This is a genomic window from Clostridium sp. AN503, from assembly GCF_040719375.1.
GTDB lineage: Bacteria > Bacillota > Clostridia > Lachnospirales > Lachnospiraceae > Brotaphodocola.
This window is the reverse complement of record NZ_JBFDTP010000001.1, coordinates 594,913-620,204: the sequence shown is the minus strand read 5'-3', so window position 1 is coordinate 620,204 and position 25,292 is coordinate 594,913. Positions and strand designations below refer to the sequence as shown.

The following is a 25,292-nucleotide window of genomic DNA, read 5'->3' as shown; positions in this document are numbered from 1 at the left end:
TAAAATGTCATAATTACAAAAAAGTAGTAAAATTCAAAAAGATAAACTGTAAAAACAATACAAATACAATATTGACAATAAAAATGTAGTATGCTACAATCTGATTCATAAGAATGATACCCGGGAATATCAGGCTTACGGTTTCAGCGTTGAAAAACAAGGCGATGGAGGTATGAGATGGAAAAGCCACAGATACTGCTCCTGACTCATGGAGGCTGGGGGATGGCGCTGGTGGAAAGTCTTAAGATGATCATGGGGGCGGTGGATTTCGTGCATGAGATCCCGCTTACGCCGGAATTGACCTTTGCGGAGTATTATGAACAGGTCGAGGCGTTTGCGGCAGACCTGCCGGAAAAATCCCTGATCCTTACAGACGTTTTTGGAGGCACTACTACAAATGTGGGGGCCAAGGTTGGCAGGGACCGGAATCTGAAGGTCGTATCGGGTCTGAACGCCCCGCTCATGATAGAGGCGTGTACGCAGATCATGTTTACGGGAGACTGCAATTTTGACCAGGTATTACAGCAGGGACAGGCGTCGATCATCGACGTGGTGGCGGAGATCACCAGGTCCCTTAAGAAAAAGGAGGGTTAGGTTATATGGCGGAGATCGTGCTTTGCAGGATTGACAGCAGGTTGATCCACGGACAGGTTATGACAAAATGGGTGAATCAGTCCCGGGCCAACAAGATTGTTGTAGTGAGCGACAGCCTGGCGGCGGATGAGTTTATGCTGGAGATCTATCTGATGGCGGCGCCGGCCGGGGTGAAGGTAGAGTGTTACAGCAGGGCGGAGGCAGTCAGAAGATGGAAGGAGGAGCAGTTTGGGACTGGGCGTGTGCTTCTGCTTTTGCCGGATCTTGAGAGTATGAAGGATGTGTACGAAGGCGGCATCCAGGTGACGGATATCCAGGTGGGCGGACTGGGTGGTTCCCCGGGACGCAGGGTGGTGTTCCAGAATATCACTTTGGATGACAGGGACGTAGATGTACTGAAAGCATTACAGGATAAAGGGGTTAAGATCATTTTCCAGACCATCCCTGAGGATGTTCCTCAGAGCCTGGAAGCGATCCTTAAAAAGTACAATAACTAAGGAGGGTTTTGAAGTATGAGTGTGCTGATGTTGGCTGTATGTATGGGTGTTTATTACTGGTTCTGCAGGCTGCGGTTTGGATATACCTTTTCGTCCATGCTTCTGCAGCCGGTGGTGATCGGCGTTTTCGTGGGGCTGCTCACAGGCAATATGCCTCTTGCCATGAAGATCGGAGCGGGCCTGCAGCTTGTTTATCTGGGGGTGACCTCCACGCCGGGCGGGAACGTTCCCAGTGATCCGGCACTGGCGGGATGCATCGCCATCCCCCTGGGCGTCATGTCCAATATGTCCCCGGAGGTGGCGATCGCGCTGGCGATCCCGTTCGGCGTGCTGGGCGTGTTTGTGGATCAGCTCAGAAGAAGTACCAACGCCGTTTGGGTACATATGGCGGACCGTTATGCGGAAAATGCAGATACAAAGGGGATCATCCGCGCGGCGTTTATCTATCCGTCGATCGCCGGTTTTATCATCCGTTTCCCGATCGTGTTTGCGATTGATTTCTTCGGGGTGACTGCGGTGGAAAAGCTGATCGCAATCCTGCCCCAGTGGCTGATGCATTCCTTTGAGATCATGGGCGGCATCCTTCCGGCTCTTGGCTTTGCGATCACGCTGTCTGTGATCGGAAAGAAGAATCTGATCCCATTTTTTATCATCGGGTTCTTCGCTGTCATGTATCTGGGGCTTGACACCATGGCAGTAGCCATTTTTGCAACTTGTATCGCATTATTACTGGGATTATTCCAGCTTAAGGAGGAGGCAGTGTAAGATGGGAGAGCAGACACAGGTTAAAAAGCTTACGAAAAAAGATATCACCAGATCCATGTGGATCTACTATGCGGGCGCGGAGCTTTCCAACTCTTATGAACGTTTACAGAGCCTTGTATTTTGTGCATCCATGACGCCGGTATTAAAGAAGCTTTACAGCACCGACGAGGAGTTGAGCGCCGCCTTGAAACGGCATCTGGTTTTTTTCAATACAGAGGGGACCTTCGGAGCCATCATCCAGGGCATCGTTATTTCCATGGAGGAGCAGAAGGCCAACGGGGAAAACGTGACGGATGAAGCTATCACTGGGATCAAGACCGGCCTCATGGGCCCGATCGCGGGCATGGGTGACGCCATCGTGTGGGCGGCGATCATGCCGATCATCATCTCCATTTTCCTGCCCTTTGCCAGCAATGGTTCTGCCCTGGGCGGCGTTATGCCGCTGATCCTGTACCCGGCTGTCACCATTGCCATCGCTTACGGCCTGATCCACAACGGCTATACCCTGGGCAAACGCTCCGTGGTGTCGCTGCTTCACGGCGGGAAGATGAAGTCCATCATATTTACGGCCAATGTGATCGGCCTTACGATGATGGGAGCGCTGTCCGCCAGCTATGTCACCATCTCCACGCCGCTGACCTTTGGCTTCTCAAGCGGCACGCAGATCGTGTTCCAGGATATTTTAAATACGGTGGCTCCCGGGTTACTGCCGTTAGCGGCTGTATTTATCATCTACTATTACCTGAAGAAAAAAGGGCCGTACTACAACCGGATCCTGCTCACTGTGGTGGGCGTGTCCATCGTGACGTCCTTACTGGGCATTCTGTAAATGCAGGTTATCATGTGACGGGAGTATTTTATGGAAAACATATATAGCAGGAACGGGTTAAGACCCGTGATCAACGCATCCGGCAGGATGACGAAGCTGGGCGTCTCCACCATCTCAAAAGGGGTGGGGGAGACCCTGGTGGAGGCGGCGGGCAACTACGTGGTGATCGACGATCTGTACGCCTGGGCGGGGAAACGGATCGGAGAGATGATCGGTACGGAGGACGCCTGCGTCACCTCCAGCGCCTCCGCAGGCATCGCCCTGGCGGTGGCGTCCCTGATCTGCGGGAACAGTCTCCAGAAGGTACAGCATCTATACGATATCCTTCCGGATACCCCGAAGCGGGAGGTGATCCTGCTGAAAGGGCAGAACGTGGATTTTGGCGCGCCCATCGCGCTGATGGCCCAGGCAGGAGGGGCAAAGATTGTGGAAGCCGGTTATGCCAACGGTTCCAGGCCCGGCGATATCGAGGCTGCGGTCAATGAACATACCCTGGCAGTTCTTTTTGTCAAATCCCATCACTGCGTACAGAAGGAGATGGTGGATGCCAGAACGGTCATAGAATTGACCCGCCGTCTGGGGGTTCCCTGTATCGTGGACGCGGCGGCGGAGGAGGACTTAAAGGCGTATGCCGCCATGGGCGCTGATTTTGTGTGCTACAGCGGGGCCAAAGCCATCGAAGGGCCTACCAGCGGGTTTGTGGCCTGCCGGACAACTGAGTTTGCAGACAACATGCGCCTTCAGTATAAGGGCATCGGAAGGACCATGAAGGTGGGAAAAGAATGTACCATGGGGCTTGTAAAAGCCATTGAGGAATACCTGGCGGGAGGAAAACCGCAGGCGGTATCCCTGGAAGACCTGGAGCGATTTGCGGCAAAAACAGGGGAGATCGGGGGCCTTAAGACGTCCATCATACAGGACGAGGCGGGCAGGGAGATCTATCGATGTAAGATCGATTTTGACCCCAAGCGTTACGGACTGGACGCAAAAGAAGCCGTGAAGGCGCTGCAGGAGGGAAATGTGGCGGTCTATACACGGGATTACCAGGCCAATATCGGGTCTGTGGCCATCGACCCGAGACCCTTAAACAGCCTGGAGGAGCTGGATACCATATATCGCAGGCTGCTGGAGATCCATCAGTCGGCAACAGAAGGAAAGCAGTCAAGAGGAGAAAAGACAAATGGAAGGGCTTAATTTTTATAAAGGAAGGGTATGCTTAAACTGCCTTACCAATTCGATTGAAAATGCAAAGGCGATCTACGCGGCCGCGGAAGGGCATGTGGCGGTCGGAATATTGTCCGCCGATTATCCGGATGTGGATAGCGCCGTGGAGGATATGAAACGCTATCAGGAGGCCGTGGACAATAATATCTCCGTAGGTCTCGGGGCGGGCAATCCGGGCCAGTGGAAGGCGGTGGCGGAGATCTCCGGACAGATCATACCGAAGCATATCAACCAGACCTTTACAGCCGGCGGTTACACCAGGGCGAAGACCGGGCCGGGGCCGTTCATGAATTCCATGGTAGCTCCGTGCGGGAAGCCGGGGTATGTGAAGGTGTCTACCGGGCCTCTGTGCAGGGACGAAGAACCTGCCGTAGTGCCGGTGAAGACGGCGATCGCCATGGCAAAGGAGCAGGGGGCGGATTCCCTCAAATATTTCCCCATGGGCGGCTTGAAGGTGAGAGAGGAATATGAGGCGGTGGCGAAAGCCTGCGCCGAGACCGGATTTGGTTTAGAACCCACAGGCGGCATAGACCTATATAACTTTAAGGAGATCCTTCAGATCGCGGTGGACGCGGGGGTGGAGAAGATCGTTCCTCACGTGTATTCGTCCATTATCGATAAGGAGACTGGGGCGACCAGGATTGGGGATGTGGGGCGGTTGTATGAGATCATGAAAAAGACCGTCGGGTGAAGGCTGTGTTTGATTTAAATATCTGACCAAAATAATAGATGCTCTGAGTGATTTTTGATTATGCCTTTTCTTATGATCAATAAGTTGCTTAGAGCATTTCATTAAATGGAGCCATGTGGAGAAAAGAAGATAATTTGGTGAATTTGGAAAGCTGAATAACGGGTTACTTGCAAAAAGATTGGAGTTATTGGCGTTTATGCCATTTATAGATGCTGAATCTGATTGTAGTATAGTAAAAACTTCTGATACCAAATTTAGAATAAAAAGAAATTTATGTATAAAATTCATAAAATATGTTGACAAACTATAAAATAAGTGGTTTACTTTATATAGGTCGAAACAATACACCATTTTATTTTTAACTTCAAAATGGTAACGTTACCATAAAATGAAAACGTTACCATTTTGACCTCAAACAACTGTGGATGTTATGAAAGCAGACCGGATACAAAGAGGATCTGGTCAAATGAAAGGAGAATGTTTATGAAAAAACAAATGGGGAAAAGGTTGGCAGCAACTGCACTGGCGGGGGTCATGGCATTGTCTTTAGCCGGATGCTCCGGGGGGAGCAGTTCCAGTGACGCGGCAGTGGGTGCACAGGGGGCGGCAGGCGAGCAGGGGACGGCGGTCCAGACGGCGGTTTCATCGGCAGAACCGGTCACGATCAAATTCATGCATGACTGGCCCGAATATGAGACCCAGTTCAACCAGATCATCAGTGATTTTGAGGCGGCAAACCCGGACATCAAGATCGAGACAACCGTGATCACCTGGGATGTGCTGACAAAAACGCTGCAGACGGCATTTGCCTCAGGGGACGCGCCGGATGTGACCTGCTGCTGGCTGGACCGGGTAGGCGGTTTTAATGCCCTGGGCGCCTGTTATGACTTAACAGAAGCCATGGAAGCAAACGGATCAGAGTGGAAGAATGAGTTTATCCAGGCTTCTGTTGACCTGGGAACTGTAGGAGGGAAGATCTATGGCGTTCCCTTCCGTTCGACCTGTACGCTGCTGGTGTATAATAAAACCATGATGGATGAGAACGGATGGGAAGAGCCAAAGTCCCAGGCAGAGCTTGTGGAGCTGATGGACAAGGCGGTGCAGAAGGGTGTGATCCCGCTGATCGCTCCAGGAAATCCTGAGGGCTTCCAGCTTGCGTCCCTCACAAAGACTTTGGCGGAGCCGGAGCTTTACAAATCCGGCAAGCTGACTTCCGATGAGTATTTAAGCGGACATTTGAGCGATGTTTCTGCGGAGTATGAGGCGGCAGGCAATAAGATCAAGGACTGGATCGGCAAAGGTTATATAGACAAGAACGCGCTGGCATTGACAAAAGAGGAGGCAGCAGCCCAGTTCTATACAGGAAAAGGGCTGATCTATTTTGCTAACAACAATGAATTGACCGCTCTTGAGGAGAATGCGAAAGAAGCGGGTATTGAACTTGGCTTTATGGCGTTCCCTCCGGAAGAAGGGGTGCCGACCCTGCTGTTTAACTACGGAGTGGACGGCTGGATGGTATATTCCGGGACCGAGTACCCGGAGCAGAGTATCCGCTTCCTGAAGTATTTAAGCTCCCTGGATGTCCAGCAGGCGTTCGGAGAGGAAACCCTGTCCGTCATGGGCAACAAAAACTGTAAGTATGAAAATGCGAACCAGAACAAATTTGTTGAGATCTTCTCTGAGGCCAAATCCTACAGGATCAAGTTTGATTATTCCCAGGGATCCCTGATCACGGACGAGGCGCTGGCTATCGCAGATTTCGTTGCGGACAGCAGTAAAACAGGCGCGGATCTGGGAAAAGCGATCGCAGATCTGAAACAGAAATGTATTGAGGAAAATGCAAAATAGGCAAAATGTGTATTGTCATATGGGAAGGTGCCATAAGTATATGCGCCTTCCCATGATGATAATATTCCGAAAGGAGATGTGACGTTGAAGGGTAATAAACTGGAAACGAAGAAAAAGATCGCCGGATATTTTTTTCTGATCCCTTCATTCCTGTTTCTGGCAACGTTTCTATTATATCCATTAATAAAAAGCATTGTCATGAGTTTCACGGACTGGAATGGATTTAATCCGGAATACAGCTGGGTTGGGATTGAAAACTATGTGAACCTGTTTACCGATACGCCGGCATACTGGTCTTCTATAAAAATCAATCTGACCTTTGCGATCGTGTCCACACTGATTCAGACCGTTCTGGGATTTTTCCTGGCATTTGCCGTGTACCATATGACTCACCGGTGGCAGAATTTTTATAAAGTGGCCTTGTATATCCCGGTGATCCTGCCGGCTTCCGTGATCGCGGTCATGTGGAGGTTCATGCTGTCGCCGGATACGGGGCTGGTGAACACACTTTTAAGGTTTGCGGGGCTGGATTTTCTGTGCCATGCGTGGGTGGGGGAGAATGCTACCGCGCTGGGGACCATCATAGCAGTCAATACCTGGCAGTATGTGGGATTTACCATGGTCTTATATTATATTGCCATGCAGAATATCCCTCTGGATATCCTGGAATCCGCAGAGATTGACGGAGCGGGGAAATGGCAGAAATTCCGCTATTTCTTTCTTCCGCTGACCGCCGGCACGACTGAGACCAATGTGATCCTCTCCATAACGGGCGGAATGAAATCCTTTGCACTATTCTATATGCTGACAGGCGGAGGCCCGGGCACGGCTACAAGGGTAGTATCCATGCTGATCTACAATACAGCTTTTGTGGATTATAAATTCTACAAGGCGCTGACCATGTCGACCGTTCTCTTTTTGATCATTCTTGCCCTGGTGCTGCTCAGCCGCTGGTTGGGGTCAAGGCACAGTCAGACAGAGTGAAGGAGGTACTATGGGGAAAAAGAAAATTACCATATCATACATATTGTCCCAGGTGATATTGATCCTGCTGGCGGCCGTCGTGATATACCCGCTGTTTTTTGTCATCATGACTTCGGTAAAATCCAATTTTGACGTACTGACCCATCCGTTTACCATCCATTCCTTTAAGCTGGAGAACTATAACGAGGCATGGAGGATCGGCAAGATCGGAAAGTATTTTATGAACAGCGTATTTATCACGGCGGTGACTCTGATGATCCAGATGGTGGTGATCGTGCTGGCTGCCTATGCATTCGGGAAACTGAAGCCATGGGGACACAATGTGCTGCTGATCGTGTACATGACCGGCCTTTTCGTTACCTCGGAAATGATCACGGTTCCCAACTTCATGACCATGAAGGAGCTGAACCTTACGGGGACCAGGCTGTCACTGATCCTTCCGTATGTTACCAATGGGACGGCGCTTGCTACGTACATTATGACGAATTTTATCAAGGAACTTCCAAAAGAGCTTGATGAGGCCGCCACAATGGATGGCTGCGGCATCCTGCAAAATCTTTACCTGATCACGCTGCCGCTGATGAAGCCAGTGCTGGCGACCATCACGATCTTCAATTTCCAGGGAGTCTGGAGTGAGTTTTACTGGGCGCTGATCATGATCAAGAAAGAGAGCATCAAGACATTATCCCTGGGGCTTATGAATTTCCAGTCACAGTACAACACGGATTACGGGGTTTTGTGTGCAGGGCTGACGATCTCCATCATTCCGGTGCTGCTTTTATATTTGAAATGCTCCTCCCAGTTCATAGGCGGTATTACGGCAGGAGCGGTGAAAGGTTAAGGTGACGCTATGAAATATTTTATAGATAACGGAAGAACAAAGCGGGTCCTGATCCGTCTGGATACAGGCGATATGCTTTTAGAAACCATAGAACAGGTGATCGCAGAGGCGGGGATCCGGGACGGCGTGGTAGTGTCAGGGATCGGCACCTTGTCAGATACCCGGATCCATATGGTTACGACGACCACCTATCCCGCGGTTGAGATCTATCCGGAGTGGAAGGATGTGCCCATGGAATTGAGCTCCGTGTCGGGGATCATCGCGGACGGCGTTCCCCATTTGCATATGGTCTTTTCCAACCCGGAAAAAACCTGCAGCGGACATCTGGAACATGGATGCAGGACTCTGTATTTATGTGAGATCGTGATTGAAATATTTGATGACATTCATCTTCAAAGGAAGACAAACAGCAGGGGAATACTGGAATTGGAGGAAAAATAATGATATTATTAAAAGATAAAATGTTTGGATGCATTGCAGGCTGTCATATCGCTTCCTCCATGGGCGCTGTTGTGGAAGGGATGAAGTGGCAGGAGATAGAGGAAAAGTTCGGGTATGTAGAGCAGTTGTATCCTTACGAACACTACTGGAACGGGTGGCAGAGGGAGGCAGGGACCACAGAGGACGGTGTTGAGCGTCAGAAGCTGATGATCACGGCCATCGGTGAAAAGAAAGACCGGGTGAATGCCGAAGACATCCGGGCGGTCTGGCTGAGAGATGTCAAAGGCCAAGTGGGCGGATGGGTGTCAGAACCATTTGAGGACACGCTGCTTGCCATGGCGAGAACGGGGATCCCGGCTTCAGATCTGGGACGGTACTGTGATTATGCCGGCTTAAACAGCTTTGCCAGAGCCTGCCATCCCATCGGCCTGATCAATGCCGGTGATATCCAGGGGGCAAAAGAGGATGTCCTGCAGTGCGGACAGCTCTACCAGACAGCCAACAGTAAAGGGCTTAAGTGGGCCTGCGTGACGGGCGTGGCTATCGCTGCAGCCACAAAGCCGGACGCCACCGTGGACAGTGTGATCGGGGCGGTCTATGACAACTGTGACAGGGATCTGGTGGTGGCGGAGATCGACAGGCAGCTTGCATATACAAAGGAATGCAGGACCATCCAGGAGATGCGGGTAAAGTTTGACAGCGTGTACAGCGGAGAAGGAATGCCATACCCGTTTAGTTATGCCAATGAAGTGGTTACGAAGGGAATCTGTATTTTCAAGATGGTCCAGGGGGATACCAGGGAAGCGATCCTGGGCGGTGTCAATATGGGCAGGGATACGGACTGCGTGGCGGCGGTTGCGGCCGGCATTGCGGGAGCGCTGACAGGGGCGGAGTCCATTCCGGAAGAATGGATCCGGCAGGTGGATCACGCCACGTCGGTCAATCCTTATACCAACTCAAAAAGGACCTTAAGGGAAAACGCGGACATGATCTATGAGGCGTTTTTATCCAGGCTTGAAAAGGCAGAGAGGTATATCAAAGAAATGAGATACTAAAGGCAGGAGGTTATTGTGGACAAGGCAAATATCAATATTAAGGACATAGCGAAGCTTGCAGGGGTCAGCGTCACGACTGTATCGAGGATCATCAATAATACGGGAGAGGTGAAGGAGTCCACCTGCCAGCGGGTGAAGGAAGTCATCAAAGAATATAACTATGTTCCCAATAACAGCGCCAGGAATTTAAAGAGAATACAATCTAATGCAATCTGCGTTCTGACAAAAGGAATCGCCAACCCGGCCTTCAGCGATATGCTGAGCATCATCCAGAAAAAAAGCCTGGGCTACAGCTATGATGTGATGATCCAGCAGATCGATCAGTATGAGGATGAGCTGGATGTCGCCATCGCCCAGATGAAGGAAAAGCGGCTGAAGGGGATCATCCTGCTTGGCGGAACGTTGAAAAACCAGGGAAACAAATTCAGCGAGCTGAATACGCCGTTAGTCATGGTCACCAGCAACGCGGTGGAGAACATCCAGGCCGATGAGTATTCCAGTATCACTATTGACGACCGCAAAGCGGCATACGAGGCGGTAAAATACCTGTTGGGCCTGGGCCATCAAAAGATCGCCATGATCACTTCCGAGCTGTCCAGCGCGGGCATTATGAAGCTGAGAATGGAAGGCTACATGGCTGCCCTTAAGGAAGCCGGGATCAAGGCTGATCCAAATCTGGTCGTCAATGCGGATAATTTCTCCATGAAGAGCGGTTATGACGCGTTTGTACGGCTGAATGAGGCCAACCGGGGGAAGTTCACTGCGGTATTTGCCATGGCTGATACCCTGGCGATCGGATGCTTAAGGGCCGCCAGGGATGCAGGGATGTCTTTGCCGGATGATCTGTCGGTGATCGGATTTGACGGCCTGGATATGGGCAGATACTATGTCCCGTCCATAACCACCGTGAAACAGCCGTTTTCCTACATGGCAGAGCAGGCTATGGACATGATGTTCTGCCTGCTTGACGGAGAAAAGAACAGCCACCGGATGCTGGATGCTGAGATTGTAGAACGTGAATCCTGTGCAGGGATAAGCCGGTCCGCTGGAGAGAGTGGAGAAGTCGATGTATAAAACAACAGTATGTGTAGATTTGCGTAGTTTTGACAGGGAGGACCCTTCATATGGGGTGGAGGATTACTTTCAAAAGCTGGGATTTGTCCCGGATACTATCTGTTTCCTGAATTTTCAGGTAATGTTCCTTTTTGGATTTAAGGAGATAACGGATGAATACTTAGACCCGATCTGTGTTGGCCAGAACGGGACCCCCTGCAGCCAGAGGTGGACCTGCCGGGATCTGTATGGCCTGATCAGGTGCATACGGCAGCATGGCTCCAGTGCCTGTCTGGGCATACTTTCCAATACGATCAGTCCTGTCTGGAAGAACACACAGTATCAGTGGCAGTATCGGGAAGTATTGCAGACGATGCGCGGGAACCGGCTCATGTGGGGGGAAGCGCTGAATGTCTTAAAGCGTCTGAACGATGGACGGTATTTTGAAGATATCTATATAGAAAAATTGAGAAAGGTGATCGACGCCTTTGAATTTGACGGATATGTGGCCGGAGATGGGATGCTGGGGCTAAGAGGCCCGAGGGAGACCCTGGCGGATACGGATTTTTCCGTTGATATGGTCTCTCAGTTTACGGAATATATGGGGGTCGATCCCATTGAGATCGAAGATTACGATGAGAGAGCGGATTATATCACAGAGAATCTGATGCCCCAGTGGATCGAGTTCTGGTGCTTTCGATGGTCTGTTCATGCGTCGAAGGTTTCTGCAGCCCTTCAGGAGGGCGGAAAGGTCTTCATGGCGATCGACGCCTGGAGCCGCAATCCGGAGGAAGTGCGGACCGCGTTTGGCATTGATTATAAAAGGCTGTACCAGTGCGGCTTAAAGGCAGTCTTCGTCCAGGCCAGGGAGACCAACAAGTGGAGGAAACACCGGGAAGGGGAATATGTGAGGGAGCAGAACAGTATATATACGTTTCTGGCTCACAAAGCCTATGAACCGGGGCTTGAGTATTACTGGGCGCAGGCGACGGTCAATGTCCCGGAATTCTGGAACACGGTCCAGGATCTGCCAAATGTGGCTGAACGTGAAAACTACGGTTATCTGTGGACCCATTATTATGGCGGGGACGGGTGGAAGCCAGTATGCAGCGGCGTCTGTATCATATGGGGCAACGATCTGACAGAGGAGAACTGGAGATGGCTGAAGCAGCGCTGGGACCAGGCGTATGATCTGCGCAGTGCCTATCTGAGACCTGTGGGGATCACGCTGCTGTGGAGTGATTTTGGGGTACGGCAGCAGGATGCGGATAATAAAAGATATGGGAGCCAGATCGCTGGTCTGATCCAGGATGGGGTGTGTATACAGTCCGTGGTGAGCGAGGAGATGGCGGAGGCGCTGAAGGAGAAGGAGACCTGTTATTATGTGGCTGTGGACGACGGGATACTGAAACGGCATCCTCATCTGGCTGCCAACACGGTTTTGCTGCGGGATGGGTTCATGGAATGGAACCGGACCAGATACAGCTATTGTGAAGGGATACAACTGCTTAAGGGGCTGGGGGGAATAAAAACTACAAAAGGGCGCGTCCTTGGATTTGAAAATACCCGGCATGAATATGTTGTAAGTATTGAAAATCCGGACAATCTTTTTTATGAGCAGATCTATCTGGCGGTGGACCGAAAGATCCGTGACGTGCGGGCGCTGCCGCCCAGAGAATGGTATGTGCTGCCGCATTCCACCGAACAGGGAAGCCTGGCTGTGTCCGTATCGCCGGATGCCTCCCTGCAGCTTATGGTTGGAACGGATCCGGAGACGGAAGTGGAAATGCAGTTCAGGAAAAAGGATTTAGGTATATAAGCGCCAGGAGGATACGTTATGAGGAAGGCAGGGATACTATTGCCGTTGTCCTCCATTCCGAATGAATTTGGGATTGGGGATTTTGGGAAAAGTTCATATGAATTTATTGATCATCTGGCGGAGGCGGGGATCGGGATCTGGCAGATCCTGCCGCTGAATCCTTTGGGATATGGGAACTCGCCCTATCAGCCGTTTTCTTCTTATGCAGGAGATGAGATCTATATTTCGCTGGAAAAGCTGAGTGAATACGGCCTGCTGAAGCCGTCGGAGCATTATGAGATGGAACGGACGGATCATATTTTATATGAAGAAGTGCGAAAGAGGAAGAATATTTATCTGCGACTGGCCTTTTCCAGATTTGAGGAGAGCGCGGAGTACCGGGCATTCACCGAAAACAGCTGGGTGAGACAATATGCGGAGTATCTGACCTGCAAGAAGAAAAACGGTATGAAGTGCTGGACGGAATGGCGTGGAGATGTGGTTTCAGAACCCGGCGATAAGGATATCCGGTACGAAATGTTCCTGCAGTTTATATTCCTGAAACAGTGGAGAGAGCTGAAAGCATACGCCAACGAGAAGGGGTTACTGATCATGGGAGACATTCCCTTCTATGTGGGACTGGATTCCCTGGACGTGTGGGAGAACCGGGAGCTGTTCAAGCTGGACGAAAAGGGGTATCCGACTGTTGTGGCGGGAGTGCCGCCGGATTACTTCAGCAGTCTTGGGCAGAGATGGGGGAATCCAGTATACAACTGGGAGAAGATCAGGGAAGATCATTACCGGTTCTGGCTCGACCGGATCCATTATAACAGCCGTATGTTTGATATGATACGTTTGGATCATTTCCGGGCATTTGACACCTATTGGGAGATTCCTGCTTCCTGTGATACGGCGGTTGTCGGAAGGTGGGTGGAAGGGCCGTCCTATGATTTTTTTGATCAGTTGTTGGAAACATACCCGGATACCAATATCATCGTTGAGGACTTGGGGGACCTGCGCAGTGAGGTCTATGAGCTGAGGGATCATTTTGGATTCAAGGGAATGAAAATCCTTCAGTTCAGTTATGATCCGAAGGAAAACAATAATAATTTCCCGGACAGAGAGGAACTGGTGGTATACACCGGAACCCATGACAATATGCCGGTAAAGGGATGGTTTGATACCCAGCCGGAGGATGTGCAGCAGCAGGTTTTGGAGAATCTGGAAAAACAGGGGATCACGGAGGGGGATATTGCATGGAGGTTCGTGGTTCTGGCTTTTTCCAGCGTTGCCGCCATTGCGATCGTTCCCATGCAGGATATCCTGGGTCTGGGCGAGGACTCCAGGCTGAACGTGCCGGGAGAGCTTGGAAGCCCTAATTGGGAATGGAAGCTGAAAGATTTTCGGGCATTCCGGGAAAAAACAGGAAAGCTGCGGGAACTGGTGAAAGCCACGGGAAGGCAGAAGGAGAAGGTATGAACAGTACTTATCAATTAAAACAGGTAAAGGATGGAGTTTATCAGATATTGGAATCAGGTCTGGATGCGATGTATCTGATCTGTGGGTCAGAGCGTTCCATTCTTATCGATACGGGGGCAGGTACCGGGGATCTGAAATCTGTGATCGGGAAAGTCACAGACACGCCTGCGGATGTGTATCTGACGCACGGGCACCGGGACCATTTTGGCGGAGCGACCCAGTTTCCGCAGGTATACCTGTCGCCGCGTGACCTTGGGCTGGCCGGCGCTGTCGATGTGGACAGCCGAAAAGAATATGTCAGAAAGATGGTAGCCGCAGGGGCGGCGGATGAGTCGGTCCTTCAGGCCATGATGGTTTTGGACTGGGGGATGGGGCCGCAGATACTGCCGGTGCGGGATGGAGACCGGATCGAGACCGGAGACAGGACGCTTGTGTGTATGGAGGCCCCGGGACACACGGACGGCTCCGTTATCTACTATGATGAAAAGAACAATATTATTTTCTCAGGCGATGCAGCCAATCCGATCATGGTCTTGAGAAAAAGCGGGGATATGGACTATAAAACCTACATACACAACTGGATCGGCAGGATAAAAGAAATCAATGAGATGATCGATGACGAGACCTGTATCTGCGCAGGCCATGGCATCATTCCGAGAGAGGCATGGTATCAGCTTATGGAGACGGCGGAGCGTTATCTGGAGGGAAAGCTTTTGCCGGAAAGAAGAAAGATCCATTTTTATGATAATCTTTTTCTCATAAATGGTAACGTTTCCATAATGCTGGGTTAGAGAAAGGAGGGCTGCTATGAAGGAGCTGGTTTATGATCCGGATCCGAAACCGGTCAGGGAGCCGTTGTTTGAGCGGCACAGTATGAGTGAAGTCGGGCATTCCTGCAAATACGAGCTTTGGTGCAACGGCAGAAGGCAGACCGTTTATGAAACGGATTCCTTTCACTATGCGCCGGTGGCTGTGGAGGACGATATAAACGGGATCGATGTGGAGATCGATGTGAAAACCCCGTTTCATACAGTGATGATCCGTCCGTCTAATCATCAGATTGAATATGAGACGGAAGGGACGCGGGTCCGGTTCCGTCTGCCGGGAATCATAAAGGTGAGCGTGGAGTTGGACGGTGATCTGAAGTCTCCGTTATTTATATTATGCTCCCCCAGGGTAAAAAAACCGGAGGACACGACGGTCTGCTTTGAGGCGGGAAAGATCTACAATGTTGCGGCTCTTGAATTAAAGGACAATGATGTGGTCTATTTTGAAGAAGGCAGCATTGTGTATGGCAGGGTGTATGCCTGTCATTGCAGGAATTTAAAGCTTGTGGGAAACGGGATCTTAAACGGCGCGCCATGGCATCTTCCAGACAGCAACGGACGGGCATTCCTGGTGGATATCCGTTGGTGTACCAACGTGCTGATCGAGGGGATCACGGTGGTGGACAGCGCCATGTGGCAGATCGTTCCCGCGGCATGTACGGATGTGGTGATCCGCAATGTGAACTCTTTATCGCGCCTGGTGACGGGGGATGGGATCGACATCACCGGGTGCCAGAATGTGCTGGTCGAGGATTGCTTTGTCCGTGCGGCGGATGACTGTATCTGCATCAAATCCGGCAGGCTTCCGGAACCGTCTACGGTCAGGGATGTAAAAAATGTGCTGGTGCAGAGATGTGTGCTGTGGAACGCAGAGCCGGGTAATGCGATTGAGATCGGATATGGGCTGATGTGCGACGAGGTATCCGGCCTGACATTCCGGGACTGTGATGTGATCCACTGTGAGTATGAAGGAAACATGGGGGGAAGCGTGCTTTCTATCCACCAGGCGGACAATGCGTACATCCATGATATTCATTATGAGGATATCCGTGTGGAGGACGCCGCACAGAAGCTGTTTGATATTAAAGTGCTGCTGTGCAAATATTCCTCCACACTCCAGAGAGGGCGTATCGAGGATATTTATTTTAAGGATATCCGGGTTCTGAACGGGAATTTCCCAGTGTCCATTATAAGAGGATATGAGATGAAGCAGGAGGAGAGCAGGCCGGAGAGGATCTATTTTGAGAATATAGAGATCCTGGGCAAACGGTGCAGCTCTGTGCTGGACATGCACATGGTAGTGGAGCTGGCCCACAGGATTTATGTTGATGGGGTGATGGAATGCCCGAGAAACCGGTTTTAGGCACTGAAACAGACAAAATATGAGAGATCAAAAAGGAGAAGGAATATGAAGATTGTTTTTTTGGAACCATTAGGGATCCCGCAGGAGGATTTAAAGGCCATGGCTGCAGAACAGCTCGGCGGGGAGGCGGAACTGGTTTATTATGACACAAGGGTGGAGGATAGCCCGTCCCTGACCGAGCGGAGCAGGGGAGCAGACTGCGTAGTACTGTCTAACTTCAGGTACGGAAAAGATGTGATCTCCCAGTGCCCGGATCTGAAGATGATCTGTGTGGCTTTTACCGGCGTGGATCATGTGGATCTTGCGTATTGCAGGGAAAGGGGCATCACTGTGTGCAATTGCGCCGGATATTCAACGGTTGCGGTTGCAGATATGGTATTTGGTTTTGCCATCGATCTGGCGAGGAATATCCTGGCCTGTGACAAGACAGTCCGTGCAGAAGGAACGAAAGCCGGGCTGGTGGGATATGAGCTGGAAGGAAAGAAGTTCGGTGTAATCGGCGCCGGCGCCATCGGGAGCCGGGTGTGCCGGCTGGCTAATGCATTTGGATGTAAGGTATATGCATACAGCCGCACGCCCAAAGTATGGGAAGACGTGGAGTTTGTTTCCATGGATGAGCTGCTGGAAACCTGTGATATCGTTTCGCTGCATGTCCCGCTGAATGCTGATACCAAAGGGCTGATTGGCAGAGAACAGCTTGCAAGGATGAAAAAGAGCGCTTTCCTGATCAATACGGCCAGAGGGCCGGTGGTTGACAGCCAGGCCCTGGCGGAAGCTCTCGCACAGGGGGAGATCGCGGGCGCGGCGGTGGATGTGTTTGAGATGGAACCTCCAGTCCCGCAGGACCACGTGCTGCTTAAGGCCCCCAATCTGATCGCGACGCCCCATGTGGCCTTCGCATCCCAGCAGGCGTTTGAAAAGCGGGCGAAGATTGTCTGTGACAATGTGAGGAAGTGGCTGGACGGGGAGCCGCAGAATGTGGTTTAGAGTTTATTTTATAAGGGATTTTTAGAGGCATTGGAGCAGGATACGGGATATCGTCAGTGATATGCAGGAAGTGATATGTGCCGGGGGCGTCTTCTGTAATGGGGAAGAGGATGCCCCCGGCGTGTTTTTTGTAATTTTATGCTCTGTGAAATGTTATGATTTATAAAGTGAAGCGTAAAATTATTTTGCATATATATCATAAAAATAATTAATAATAGTATAATATATAAAATAAACGAAAAAATTAATTGCGTATAAAGACAAAGGTGATATAATGGACATAGAAAGGCTAATAGTTGGGTGTTTACAAAAGAAAGAGGTAGATAATTTGAAATTGATAAGTGTAAAGATAGAAGGATTCAGGAATATTGACAGTGCTGAAATTCGGTTTGATCATTTAACCTCTCTGGTTTCATTAAACAGCTATGGAAAGTCAAATTTGATGAAAGCGATCGATTTTGCTGTTGATTTTATTAAAAAGGATAAGGAAGAGAAGGATAGAATGATGTCCTGGACCGCTGGTCTTCCGCTCAATAAAAAAATTGACTCAAAAAATTTTATGGCAGAGTTTATGTTTTCTTACATGATGGATAAAAAAGAATATTATGTAAATTATGGATTTGAATTTATCTGGATCAAGAACCATGATGCCGGCAAAGAGATTGTAAGAGAATGGCTGAATGTAAAAGAAAATGAAAAATCACAAAAATACAGTAAGCTGATAAGCAGAGATGGTGTTGGAACTTACAGGACATCTGTTACCGGCAGATGTACAAATGTGCTGAATATTGATCAGAATGAACTTATGGTAAATAAATTACTTTTAAATGAGTCTCTGTATTATTATGACATTCTGCGGCAGCTTAATGAGATAAAAGTATATGTTGACAGGCATCTGGATGCTTCGGAGTGGTACAGCCGCAATAGTTTAATTATACGGAAAAATGCGGACGAATTTGATCTGGATGAGGTAGAGAGCATACCGAGAGTCATATTTTTCTTAAAACAAAAGTATAAGGAAAAATATGAATTGTTAAAAGATGTATTTTGTCAATTGTTCCCTAATATTATGTCTATTGATGTGCGGGAGATCGATCTTGGAAAAAATAGCTCTGTCCGCTTTTCGGGTGATATACCATATGTCATTTCCAACAAGGTTTACTCGATGTATGTTCAGGATAGAACCTTAAACCAGCCGATAGCCTTTACAAATCTTTCTGATGGGGCAAAAAGGATCTTCCTTATGTTGACGTATACCATTCTGGCTGATATTTCAGGAATTACTTTGATTGCATTTGAAGAACCGGAAAACTCCGTGCATCCGAGTCTTCTTCAGAGTTATTTAAATATACTTTCTCAATTGGCTAAGGACTGCAAGATCATAATTGCCAGCCATTCGCCTTATATTATTCAATATGTGAATGCAGAAAGCCTGTATATTGGAAAACCAAATGATCATGGACTTGCCGATTTCGCCAAGATCGACAACAGAAAAATCAATCAATTATTGAAGGATGCATCTGACAGCAATGAATCCATTGGCAGTTATATTTTTGATCTGTTGTCCGGTGGAGACGATGAGATTGGTATTTTACTTGATTATTTGGAGAAATAATATGAAAGATAAAATAGTGGTGATTTTTATTGAAGGAGATACGGAAGAAGAATTTTATAAAGAGTTGATTTCTTCCTTGAGGCAAAAATGTGGATAGACATGGATGCATTATTCCGGATGCAGAGTGAGGAACGCTGTCTCCTCTTGAGGAGAATGGGTGGGTATCTATATCAAATTGCAAACGCAAAAGGAGTGTTGCTATGTGACTATTTTTAGTACATATAGCAACACTCTTTACAAACTACTGGCTGTTGACCTCCATCCTGTGCTGGATCACTTTTATATTAGCCTTTTCTATCTCTGAAAGCACACTTTCGCTGAAGTCTTCCGGGGCGATGGATCCCTGGTACCAGGACTGTTCATCGAACCAGGATTGAAGCTGGCTGTCTTTAAATCGCCGCCCGTGTCTGGCGTAGATCTCGTTTTTAGCACGTCTTAACTGGTCGGGAGTCATCCAGTAAATATCTGTGTCGCTTATGTATTCCGTGCTGCTTTGTGGGATCATGACATAAGCGCTGTCAATGTCGCCTTCATCGCTGTAGTACGGCATGTTCGGCCCCGGATATCCACTGGGAAAAGTATCGTCGCCGGTATGGGAGGAGCCTTCGGCACTGTCGTATCCGTTATCTCCATAATAGGTATCATCCGATGGCATGTCACCTTGTACCGCGGCGTCTGGCAAGCCGTAGCCGAAGGGGGCATAATAAAGGTTAAGATCCACCAGGACTTCCTTATCGGCGTTCAGATAAGCCCTCATTCCGCCGCTATTAAGCGTATCGATGGACACTTCAAAGATTCGGGCGTCGCGTGTTTTGATCCCGGGGTTCATGTCGCTGATCATTTTGGAATCGGTGTATTTCTCAAAATACCAGGAAGCATCTGAATCCTGATTGTAAATGGCGTCATTCCCATCCACAAGATGAACGGATGGCAAATCCCAACTGCTGACAGGCTTCTTGGAGATGTTTTTAAGTTCATACTCTACGGCTACATATACAGCTCCTTCCGGAATATGTTTATCAGGACCCAGATCATCCACTACATAGGCATTGGTTACTGTAAATTCAAAGACATCGGTAACTGCGGCCTCTCCAACCTGTGGGTTCTGGCTGATCTCAGGCTCTGTCGGGACATCTTCTGGGATAGCTTCCGGAGATTCGTTCTGCGTCTCTGTGGTCCTTGTTGTTTCGGCTACGGCCCTGGTAGTCTCACTTCCATTGCTGCTTCCGCAGGCAGTCAATGCGATGGAAGATATGATGGTTAATAGTATAATCCTGCTTTTTTTCATATGTGTTCGCGCCCCCCTGTTAATAACATTCATTATACTACTTAAAGAAAGTATTTGAAAGATATTATGGAGTTTTTTATGTACGGATTTCAGGTTCCTGCAGGGGCCTCTGCCTCACCCCGCCCTAACTACCTGCGGATACTCCGCCCGGATCAGCTCCACATCCGACAGATTCTCCCTCAAAATAATATGGGTGCGTATATAATGGTTCTGAAACAGCGGTTCCTTATTGGCTGCAAGGTATTCAAACAGGATCTTCACCGCGGTATACCCCTGCTCCTGGGGGCACTGGGTGATGGCGGCTACGATGCTGCCGTTGCTGATCTCCGCCCCGATCTCATCGGAATAGTCGTAGCAGATGATCTGGGAGCGTCCTAAGTAGCCCTGTTCCCGGATGGCCTGGAGATTGCCGCGGCTGTAGGCGCCGGGACAGACAAAAAGGTCGGTGTCCGGAAACCGGGAAAGAGCCTCAGAGGTGATCTGGTAATCCTTGATATCATCTCCGGTCATTTCATAAATATGCTGAAGCGTAATCTGAGGGTACTGGGCTGTAAGCTGCTGCTCTAAGCCCTCTGCCCTCATGGTATGACCATACATCTGGAAGCTGGGTGAGAACAACAGCAGTTTTCCGCCCTGGGGCCTCAGCATGTTTAAGAGGCCGGCGGTCACTTCGCCGGACAGCCTGTAGTTGCAGCCCACAAAGCTCAGGCACCGGGTATTTTCTATGATATTCGTAAGGAAGACCACCGGGTAGCCGGAGTGGTGCAGCTCGTTTAACCGTTCCCGGATGAGCGGGCTGTTGATCGGGACGATGGCGATGGCGTTGGCTCCGTCCTCGATCGCTCGGTCGATCAGCGCAAGCTGTGCCGCCGCGTCGAAGTCGGGGCAGAAGCAGACCTCCACCGCGATCCCAAAATCTTTGATCTCCTCTTTGCACCGTTTTATCCCCGCGATGACGTCGTCAAAAAATATATTCCGGTTCTGTACGTGAAGGATCACCGCGATCTTTAAGTTCCGGTTCCGGGTGGACAGGCTCTTGGCAACCGAGTTGGGGCGGTAGTCCAGCTCAAGGGCGATCTGCTTGATGCGCTGGGCCACCTTTGGATCTACACGTCCCCGGTCATGCAGGGCCCGGTCTACGGTTCCCGCGGATACTCCCGCCAGTTCGGCAATCTTCTTTATCGTTACAGCCATATGATTCTCCTTTTATACTCATTCTGCTGTGTTTCTCCTGATTTTGACCTGTGATTTTGCCCCAACAGAAACTCAGATCAAACTCCAGTAAGTTCAAAGCAGTCGTCAGTCAGAATAACTTATCCCGTATTGCGTTTCCGATAACACACATCTTGATTTTAACAAATAACAGATTGGAAGTCAATGAAATATATGGTTCTACATGAAATCCATAGTAGAAATGTATAAAAGTGATGTTGCGTGTTTAGGGAATAATGACAAAGTTAATAAAAGTGAAGGTAAATCAATTGACATAACAGACAAGTGTTCCTATAATCGAATTATAACGCGTGTACGAAAACGCAATGAAACACACATCACACAATCAATTGGGAGGTATTACTATGAGACGTAGCAGAGTATTGGCAGTGGTTCTATCCGTAGCAATGGCAGCAGGTCTGACAGCATGTGGTTCTTCCGGCGGGAGCGGGGCGCCGGCGGGCGGCAGTGCAAAAGAGGCAGAGGCTGGAGGAGCGGGCAGTGCAGCCGGGGGAAGTGCAGACGGAGCGAAGGCAGCCGGGGCGTCAGGCGCTGCATCGGAGTATAAGGTGCTGAATGTGGGCACCATGGCCCTGACCTGCGGCATTCCGGTGCTGTATGCGGAGGAGAAGGGATATTTTAAGGATGCGGGGCTGAATGTGAACATTGAACTGTTTGCCACCGGCGCGCCCATCAACGAAGCGATCGCTGCAAATGAGATCGATATTGCGGTATCCGGGTTTGCGTCCGTGTACTCCCTGGCTAACGCCAACTGTACCTGGCTGGCAGACGTGAACACCACTGGCGGCATGGGGCTGTTTGCCCGGTCGGATTCCCCGATCGCGCAGAATGCGGAGAAGGACGGCATGATCGGTGATGCAGAAAACTTAAAGGGAATGCAGATCATGGAGCCTCTTGGAACCGCCGTACAGTATATGACCGAATCCTACGCTGAGAAGTACGGTCTGACCCCGTCCGATATCAACCAGGTGAACATGGAGTATGCGTCCGCGTATCAGGCATTTACCACAGGCGAGGGGGACGCCATGGCAGCCAACCCGCCTTATTCCTACCAGCTTGCGGAGGCCGGGTATACCATGCTTTGTTCCTTTGAGGCAGCTACCGGCGTGAATATGTGTGACGGCTGTTTTGCAAGAAATGAGGTGGTGGAAAAGAGACCGGAGGAGGTTCAGCTTTTTATCGACTGTCTGGTAAAGGCGATGGACGATATGCAGGATGAAAAGCTCCGTTCCGAGTACACGAGAAAAGTATATGATACCAATGCGATCACCTGTTCCGACGCGGATCTGGCCCATGAGATCGAGGATCGTGACTATGTGGGCACAGAGGCCATGAAGGCTCCTGAGTATAAGCTGGGCGAGGCATGGGTCGCGATCACAGATTTCCTGGTGAAAGCGGAGAAGATCACAGAGGACAACGCACCAAACGTGGCTTCCTCCATTAACCCTGCTTTCGTATCCAAAACAACAGGCGTTGAGATCAAGACAAAATAGTCCGGGAATCCATGGTTTCCTGAAGGGAGTATGAAGTCAGACATGAAAAAGAAAAAAGAGAATTACTGGTGGCTGTCGATTCTTTCCATTTTCCTGTTCATTGCGGTCTGGTGGCTGTGCTGCGATGTGATGAAGCTCACAAGCAGCTCCACCCTGCCGGGGCCGGCGACAGTGGCAAAGACATTTGTCAAGAAGCTTTCCAGTACCGCGCCGGACGGCGCGACCCTCCCGCAGCACATCTTTTCATCTTTGAAGATCGCGCTGGGAGGCTGGGCCATGGGGGTCGTCATCGGAACGCCGTTGGGAGTATTTATGGCGTGGTACAAAAAAGTGGATCTGTTTGTGCGCCCGGTATTTGACCTGCTCCGCCCCATACCGGGGCTTGCATGGATCCCGCTGATGATCATCCTGTTCGGCATCGGGATCACACCGAAGATCGCAACGGTCTTCCTCTCCGCCTTCGTGCCCTGTGTGCTCAATTCCTACACGGGCATCCGGCAGACGAAGGACGTGCATCTCTGGGTAGGGCAGACCTTCGGGGCTTCCGACAGCCAGATGCTGATCCACATTGCCGTACCCACGGCTCTGCCTATGATCATGACCGGCATCCGCGTGGCCCTGGGCGCCGCCTGGACCTGTATTGTGGCGGCTGAGATGCTGGCGTCCACCAAAGGGCTGGGCTACATGATCCAGCAGGCCCGCGGCATTTACCGCCCGGATATCATCATCTGCGGCATGATCGGCATTGGTGCGATCGGGGCTGTGTTCTCCTGGATCCTTTCCCTGATCGAGAATACCATAGTGAAAGGAGTGCGAAGGGATGGTTAACCGTTTTCATTTAAAAGCCGGGAATTATCAGAAGACCGTCTGTGCGGTGGTCTCTATATTCCTGTTCCTCTGCGTCTGGCAGATTGTTGTCAGCTTTACGAAAGCAGGCCTGGTGCTGGCGGGGCCGGTGGAAACACTGCGCGCATTTTTTGTATCCATCCTCCGTCCGATCGGGACCCACACCATTGAGGGACATATCCTCTGGAGCTTAAGCCGCGTGCTGGTGGGCTTTGCACTCGGCTCCCTGGCGGGAACCATACTGGGTATCCTGATGGGATGGTTCAAGCCGGTATCGGCCCTGTTCCGGCCCATCTTTGAGCTGCTGCGCCCGATCCCGCCGATCGCCTGGATCCCGCTTTCTATCGTGTGGTTCGGACTGGGCGAAGCGTCCAAGTATTTCCTGATCTTTTACTCCGCGTTCTGCGCGGTGACGATGAACGCTTATTCCGGCGTCCGCTCGGTGGACCCGGAGCTGATGGGGGCGGCCAGGATGCTGGGAGCCAACAACCGGCAGGTATTTTCCACCATCGTGCTCCCGTCCTGCGTCCCCCAGATCTTTGCGGGGCTGCAGATCGCCGTAGGCACCTCGTGGGCCACGGTGGTGGCGGCAGAGATGGTCCGTTCCTCGGAGGGCGTAGGCTGGGTCATCATCAAGGGACAGGACAGCAACAGTACCGTACAGATTCTGGTAGGCATCGTGGCGATCGGCGTTGTGGGATACATCCTGGCCGTTGCCATGAGAGCCATTGAGGCCAGGCTTTGCAGATGGAGTGTGAGGGGCAGATGAGCAGAGAGATCATTGTATGTAATAATGTGGAAAAGACGTTTGATACGTCCCGCGGCCCGGTTCCCGTGATCGGCGGCGTGACGCTGGATGTTCATGAGAATGAGCTTTTAGTCCTGTTCGGGCCGGGACAGTGCGGGAAATCCACCCTGATAGGCTGCATGTCCGGGCTGGAGCCGGTTACCGCCGGAACCGTGGAGGTGAGCGGGAAAAAGGTGACAAAGCCGGGGCCGGACCGGGGCGTGGTGTATCAGCGGATGGCGCTGTTTCCGTGGCTCACCGTGATGGGTAATGTAGAGTACGGCCCGAAGGTGTGCGGCGTCCCGAAGAAGGAGCGCCGGGAGCGGGCGCTGCACTACATCGACCTGGTCGGACTGAAAGGCTTTGAAAATTCCTATCCAAACCAGCTTTCAGGAGGGATGCAGCAGCGTGTGGGGATCGCCCGGGCCTACTGCAATGAGCCGGATGTGCTGTTTATGGATGAGCCCTTTGGGCACTTGGACGCCCAGACCCGGTACTTAATGCAGGAGGATCTGATGCGGATCTGGGAGAAGGAAAAACGCACCATCGTGTTTGTTACCAACAATATCGAGGAGGCCGTCTATCTGGCGGACCGGATCGTGGTGATGACAAACTGTCCCACCAGGATCAAGAAGGAATATGTTATCGACCTGCCGAGACCCAGAAACTATGTGGACGAGGAGTTTTTAAAGCTGCGGGAGGAAATCAGCGCGGTTGTGGACAAGGCGCTGTAGGCCGCGTGTGCTGAGTGCTC

General features: G+C 50.6%; 24 protein-coding genes. 22 read left to right on the top strand and 2 right to left on the bottom strand.

The features are described from left to right. The first annotated feature begins 177 nt into the window (after nucleotides 1-177). The 18 genes from AB1I67_RS02615 (at nucleotide 178) to AB1I67_RS02530 (ending at nucleotide 18,891) form a co-directional block, all read left to right on the top strand. Nucleotides 178-594, top strand: coding sequence for a PTS sugar transporter subunit IIA (locus tag AB1I67_RS02615; protein WP_367028259.1), 417 nt, complete (start codon nucleotides 178-180; stop codon nucleotides 592-594). Between the two features lie 5 nt (nucleotides 595-599). Beyond that, complete coding sequence (locus AB1I67_RS02610; protein WP_367028258.1) at nucleotides 600-1,091, top strand: PTS sugar transporter subunit IIB; 492 nt, start codon at nucleotides 600-602, stop codon at nucleotides 1,089-1,091. Nucleotides 1,092-1,106: 15 nt separating this feature from the next. Next, nucleotides 1,107-1,856, top strand: coding sequence for a PTS sugar transporter subunit IIC (locus tag AB1I67_RS02605; protein ID WP_367028257.1), 750 nt, complete (start codon nucleotides 1,107-1,109; stop codon nucleotides 1,854-1,856). Between the two features lies 1 nt (nucleotide 1,857). Next, nucleotides 1,858-2,685, top strand: coding sequence for a PTS system mannose/fructose/sorbose family transporter subunit IID (locus tag AB1I67_RS02600; protein WP_367028256.1), 828 nt, complete (start codon nucleotides 1,858-1,860; stop codon nucleotides 2,683-2,685). A gap of 30 nt (nucleotides 2,686-2,715) precedes the next feature. Continuing rightward, nucleotides 2,716-3,879 carry a DgaE family pyridoxal phosphate-dependent ammonia lyase gene (locus tag AB1I67_RS02595; protein WP_367028255.1) on the top strand — a complete coding sequence of 388 codons (1,164 nt, stop codon included), beginning with the start codon at nucleotides 2,716-2,718 and terminating at the stop codon, nucleotides 3,877-3,879. Continuing rightward, a complete protein-coding gene (locus AB1I67_RS02590; protein WP_367028254.1) occupies nucleotides 3,866-4,600 on the top strand; it encodes a KDGP aldolase family protein in 735 nt (244 codons plus the stop codon). The genes AB1I67_RS02595 and AB1I67_RS02590 overlap by 14 nt, the downstream gene beginning before the upstream one ends. A gap of 483 nt (nucleotides 4,601-5,083) precedes the next feature. Next, the gene (locus AB1I67_RS02585; protein WP_367028253.1) at nucleotides 5,084-6,448 is read left to right on the top strand and encodes an extracellular solute-binding protein; all 1,365 of its coding nucleotides are present in this window, start codon (nucleotides 5,084-5,086) and stop codon (nucleotides 6,446-6,448) included. An 84-nt stretch (nucleotides 6,449-6,532) separates the two neighbouring features. Then, entirely contained in the window at nucleotides 6,533-7,432 is a 900-nt protein-coding gene (locus AB1I67_RS02580) for a sugar ABC transporter permease (RefSeq protein ID WP_367028252.1), read from the top strand. Nucleotides 7,433-7,442: 10 nt separating this feature from the next. Further along, the gene (locus AB1I67_RS02575) at nucleotides 7,443-8,273 is read left to right on the top strand and encodes a carbohydrate ABC transporter permease (protein WP_367028251.1); all 831 of its coding nucleotides are present in this window, start codon (nucleotides 7,443-7,445) and stop codon (nucleotides 8,271-8,273) included. 9 nt (nucleotides 8,274-8,282) lie between these two features. Then, nucleotides 8,283-8,714 carry a PPC domain-containing DNA-binding protein gene (locus AB1I67_RS02570; RefSeq protein ID WP_367028250.1) on the top strand — a complete coding sequence of 144 codons (432 nt, stop codon included), beginning with the start codon at nucleotides 8,283-8,285 and terminating at the stop codon, nucleotides 8,712-8,714. Continuing rightward, nucleotides 8,714-9,769, top strand: a complete 1,056-nt coding sequence (locus AB1I67_RS02565) for an ADP-ribosylglycohydrolase family protein (protein WP_367028249.1) — start codon at nucleotides 8,714-8,716, stop codon at nucleotides 9,767-9,769. The genes AB1I67_RS02570 and AB1I67_RS02565 overlap by 1 nt, the downstream gene beginning before the upstream one ends. 15 nt (nucleotides 9,770-9,784) lie before the next feature. After that, nucleotides 9,785-10,843: a LacI family DNA-binding transcriptional regulator gene (locus AB1I67_RS02560; protein ID WP_367028248.1), complete on the top strand. Its 1,059-nt coding sequence runs from the start codon at nucleotides 9,785-9,787 to the stop codon at nucleotides 10,841-10,843. Beyond that, on the top strand, nucleotides 10,836-12,641 hold the full coding sequence (locus AB1I67_RS02555; protein ID WP_367028247.1) for a hypothetical protein: 1,806 nt from the start codon (nucleotides 10,836-10,838) through the stop codon (nucleotides 12,639-12,641). Before AB1I67_RS02560 ends, AB1I67_RS02555 begins: the two co-directional genes overlap by 8 nt. 18 nt (nucleotides 12,642-12,659) lie before the next feature. Then, nucleotides 12,660-14,099: a 4-alpha-glucanotransferase gene (gene malQ / locus AB1I67_RS02550; RefSeq protein WP_367028246.1), complete on the top strand. Its 1,440-nt coding sequence runs from the start codon at nucleotides 12,660-12,662 to the stop codon at nucleotides 14,097-14,099. After that, complete coding sequence (locus AB1I67_RS02545; RefSeq protein WP_367028245.1) at nucleotides 14,096-14,890, top strand: MBL fold metallo-hydrolase; 795 nt, start codon at nucleotides 14,096-14,098, stop codon at nucleotides 14,888-14,890. The genes malQ and AB1I67_RS02545 overlap by 4 nt, the downstream gene beginning before the upstream one ends. 16 nt (nucleotides 14,891-14,906) lie before the next feature. After that, nucleotides 14,907-16,289 carry a glycosyl hydrolase family 28 protein gene (locus tag AB1I67_RS02540; RefSeq protein ID WP_367028244.1) on the top strand — a complete coding sequence of 461 codons (1,383 nt, stop codon included), beginning with the start codon at nucleotides 14,907-14,909 and terminating at the stop codon, nucleotides 16,287-16,289. Nucleotides 16,290-16,334: 45 nt separating this feature from the next. Further along, nucleotides 16,335-17,276: a 2-hydroxyacid dehydrogenase gene (locus AB1I67_RS02535; protein WP_367028243.1), complete on the top strand. Its 942-nt coding sequence runs from the start codon at nucleotides 16,335-16,337 to the stop codon at nucleotides 17,274-17,276. Nucleotides 17,277-17,550: 274 nt separating this feature from the next. Then, on the top strand, nucleotides 17,551-18,891 hold the full coding sequence (locus AB1I67_RS02530; protein ID WP_367028242.1) for an AAA family ATPase: 1,341 nt from the start codon (nucleotides 17,551-17,553) through the stop codon (nucleotides 18,889-18,891). Between the two features lie 241 nt (nucleotides 18,892-19,132). Here the strand turns inward: AB1I67_RS02530 and AB1I67_RS02525 are convergent, their stop codons facing one another. Together AB1I67_RS02525 and AB1I67_RS02520 are read right to left on the bottom strand one after the other, a co-directional pair. After that, nucleotides 19,133-20,179, bottom strand: a complete 1,047-nt coding sequence (locus AB1I67_RS02525; protein ID WP_367028241.1) for a YARHG domain-containing protein — start codon at nucleotides 20,177-20,179, stop codon at nucleotides 19,133-19,135. Between the two features lie 114 nt (nucleotides 20,180-20,293). Then, nucleotides 20,294-21,373 (bottom strand): LacI family DNA-binding transcriptional regulator, encoded by a 1,080-nt coding sequence (locus tag AB1I67_RS02520; RefSeq protein ID WP_367028240.1) that lies wholly within the window; start codon nucleotides 21,371-21,373, stop codon nucleotides 20,294-20,296. Nucleotides 21,374-21,756: 383 nt separating this feature from the next. Here AB1I67_RS02520 and AB1I67_RS02515 point away from each other — a divergent pair, with 383 nt between their 5' ends. Genes AB1I67_RS02515 through AB1I67_RS02500 form a run of 4 tightly spaced genes read left to right on the top strand, consistent with a single transcriptional unit; the run spans nucleotide 21,757 to nucleotide 25,272 of the window. Further along, nucleotides 21,757-22,905 (top strand): ABC transporter substrate-binding protein, encoded by a 1,149-nt coding sequence (locus AB1I67_RS02515; RefSeq protein WP_367028239.1) that lies wholly within the window; start codon nucleotides 21,757-21,759, stop codon nucleotides 22,903-22,905. Nucleotides 22,906-22,947: 42 nt separating this feature from the next. Next, nucleotides 22,948-23,733 carry an ABC transporter permease gene (locus AB1I67_RS02510; RefSeq protein ID WP_367028238.1) on the top strand — a complete coding sequence of 262 codons (786 nt, stop codon included), beginning with the start codon at nucleotides 22,948-22,950 and terminating at the stop codon, nucleotides 23,731-23,733. Next, complete coding sequence (locus tag AB1I67_RS02505; protein WP_367028237.1) at nucleotides 23,726-24,520, top strand: ABC transporter permease; 795 nt, start codon at nucleotides 23,726-23,728, stop codon at nucleotides 24,518-24,520. Before AB1I67_RS02510 ends, AB1I67_RS02505 begins: the two co-directional genes overlap by 8 nt. Then, the gene (locus AB1I67_RS02500; RefSeq protein WP_367028236.1) at nucleotides 24,517-25,272 is read left to right on the top strand and encodes an ABC transporter ATP-binding protein; all 756 of its coding nucleotides are present in this window, start codon (nucleotides 24,517-24,519) and stop codon (nucleotides 25,270-25,272) included. Before AB1I67_RS02505 ends, AB1I67_RS02500 begins: the two co-directional genes overlap by 4 nt. Nucleotides 25,273-25,292 lie beyond the last annotated feature (20 nt).

What these genes read in the sequence shown, in the direction of transcription:
- AB1I67_RS02595 (WP_367028255.1), top strand. Translation starts at nt 2,716, where the DNA reads ATGGAAAACATATATAGCAGGAACGGGTTAAGACCCGTGATCAACGCA.
- AB1I67_RS02605 (WP_367028257.1), top strand. Translation starts at nt 1,107, where the DNA reads ATGAGTGTGCTGATGTTGGCTGTATGTATGGGTGTTTATTACTGGTTC.
- AB1I67_RS02525 (WP_367028241.1), bottom strand. Translation starts at nt 20,179, where the DNA reads ATGAAAAAAAGCAGGATTATACTATTAACCATCATATCTTCCATCGCA.
- AB1I67_RS02575 (WP_367028251.1), top strand. Translation starts at nt 7,443, where the DNA reads ATGGGGAAAAAGAAAATTACCATATCATACATATTGTCCCAGGTGATA.
- malQ (WP_367028246.1), top strand. Translation starts at nt 12,660, where the DNA reads ATGAGGAAGGCAGGGATACTATTGCCGTTGTCCTCCATTCCGAATGAA.
- AB1I67_RS02600 (WP_367028256.1), top strand. Translation starts at nt 1,858, where the DNA reads ATGGGAGAGCAGACACAGGTTAAAAAGCTTACGAAAAAAGATATCACC.
- AB1I67_RS02610 (WP_367028258.1), top strand. Translation starts at nt 600, where the DNA reads ATGGCGGAGATCGTGCTTTGCAGGATTGACAGCAGGTTGATCCACGGA.
- AB1I67_RS02535 (WP_367028243.1), top strand. Translation starts at nt 16,335, where the DNA reads ATGAAGATTGTTTTTTTGGAACCATTAGGGATCCCGCAGGAGGATTTA.
- AB1I67_RS02570 (WP_367028250.1), top strand. Translation starts at nt 8,283, where the DNA reads ATGAAATATTTTATAGATAACGGAAGAACAAAGCGGGTCCTGATCCGT.
- AB1I67_RS02510 (WP_367028238.1), top strand. Translation starts at nt 22,948, where the DNA reads ATGAAAAAGAAAAAAGAGAATTACTGGTGGCTGTCGATTCTTTCCATT.
- AB1I67_RS02515 (WP_367028239.1), top strand. Translation starts at nt 21,757, where the DNA reads ATGAGACGTAGCAGAGTATTGGCAGTGGTTCTATCCGTAGCAATGGCA.
- AB1I67_RS02540 (WP_367028244.1), top strand. Translation starts at nt 14,907, where the DNA reads ATGAAGGAGCTGGTTTATGATCCGGATCCGAAACCGGTCAGGGAGCCG.
- AB1I67_RS02555 (WP_367028247.1), top strand. Translation starts at nt 10,836, where the DNA reads ATGTATAAAACAACAGTATGTGTAGATTTGCGTAGTTTTGACAGGGAG.
- AB1I67_RS02530 (WP_367028242.1), top strand. Translation starts at nt 17,551, where the DNA reads ATGGACATAGAAAGGCTAATAGTTGGGTGTTTACAAAAGAAAGAGGTA.
- AB1I67_RS02505 (WP_367028237.1), top strand. Translation starts at nt 23,726, where the DNA reads ATGGTTAACCGTTTTCATTTAAAAGCCGGGAATTATCAGAAGACCGTC.
- AB1I67_RS02500 (WP_367028236.1), top strand. Translation starts at nt 24,517, where the DNA reads ATGAGCAGAGAGATCATTGTATGTAATAATGTGGAAAAGACGTTTGAT.
- AB1I67_RS02545 (WP_367028245.1), top strand. Translation starts at nt 14,096, where the DNA reads ATGAACAGTACTTATCAATTAAAACAGGTAAAGGATGGAGTTTATCAG.
- AB1I67_RS02520 (WP_367028240.1), bottom strand. Translation starts at nt 21,373, where the DNA reads ATGGCTGTAACGATAAAGAAGATTGCCGAACTGGCGGGAGTATCCGCG.
- AB1I67_RS02565 (WP_367028249.1), top strand. Translation starts at nt 8,714, where the DNA reads ATGATATTATTAAAAGATAAAATGTTTGGATGCATTGCAGGCTGTCAT.
- AB1I67_RS02590 (WP_367028254.1), top strand. Translation starts at nt 3,866, where the DNA reads ATGGAAGGGCTTAATTTTTATAAAGGAAGGGTATGCTTAAACTGCCTT.
- AB1I67_RS02585 (WP_367028253.1), top strand. Translation starts at nt 5,084, where the DNA reads ATGAAAAAACAAATGGGGAAAAGGTTGGCAGCAACTGCACTGGCGGGG.
- AB1I67_RS02615 (WP_367028259.1), top strand. Translation starts at nt 178, where the DNA reads ATGGAAAAGCCACAGATACTGCTCCTGACTCATGGAGGCTGGGGGATG.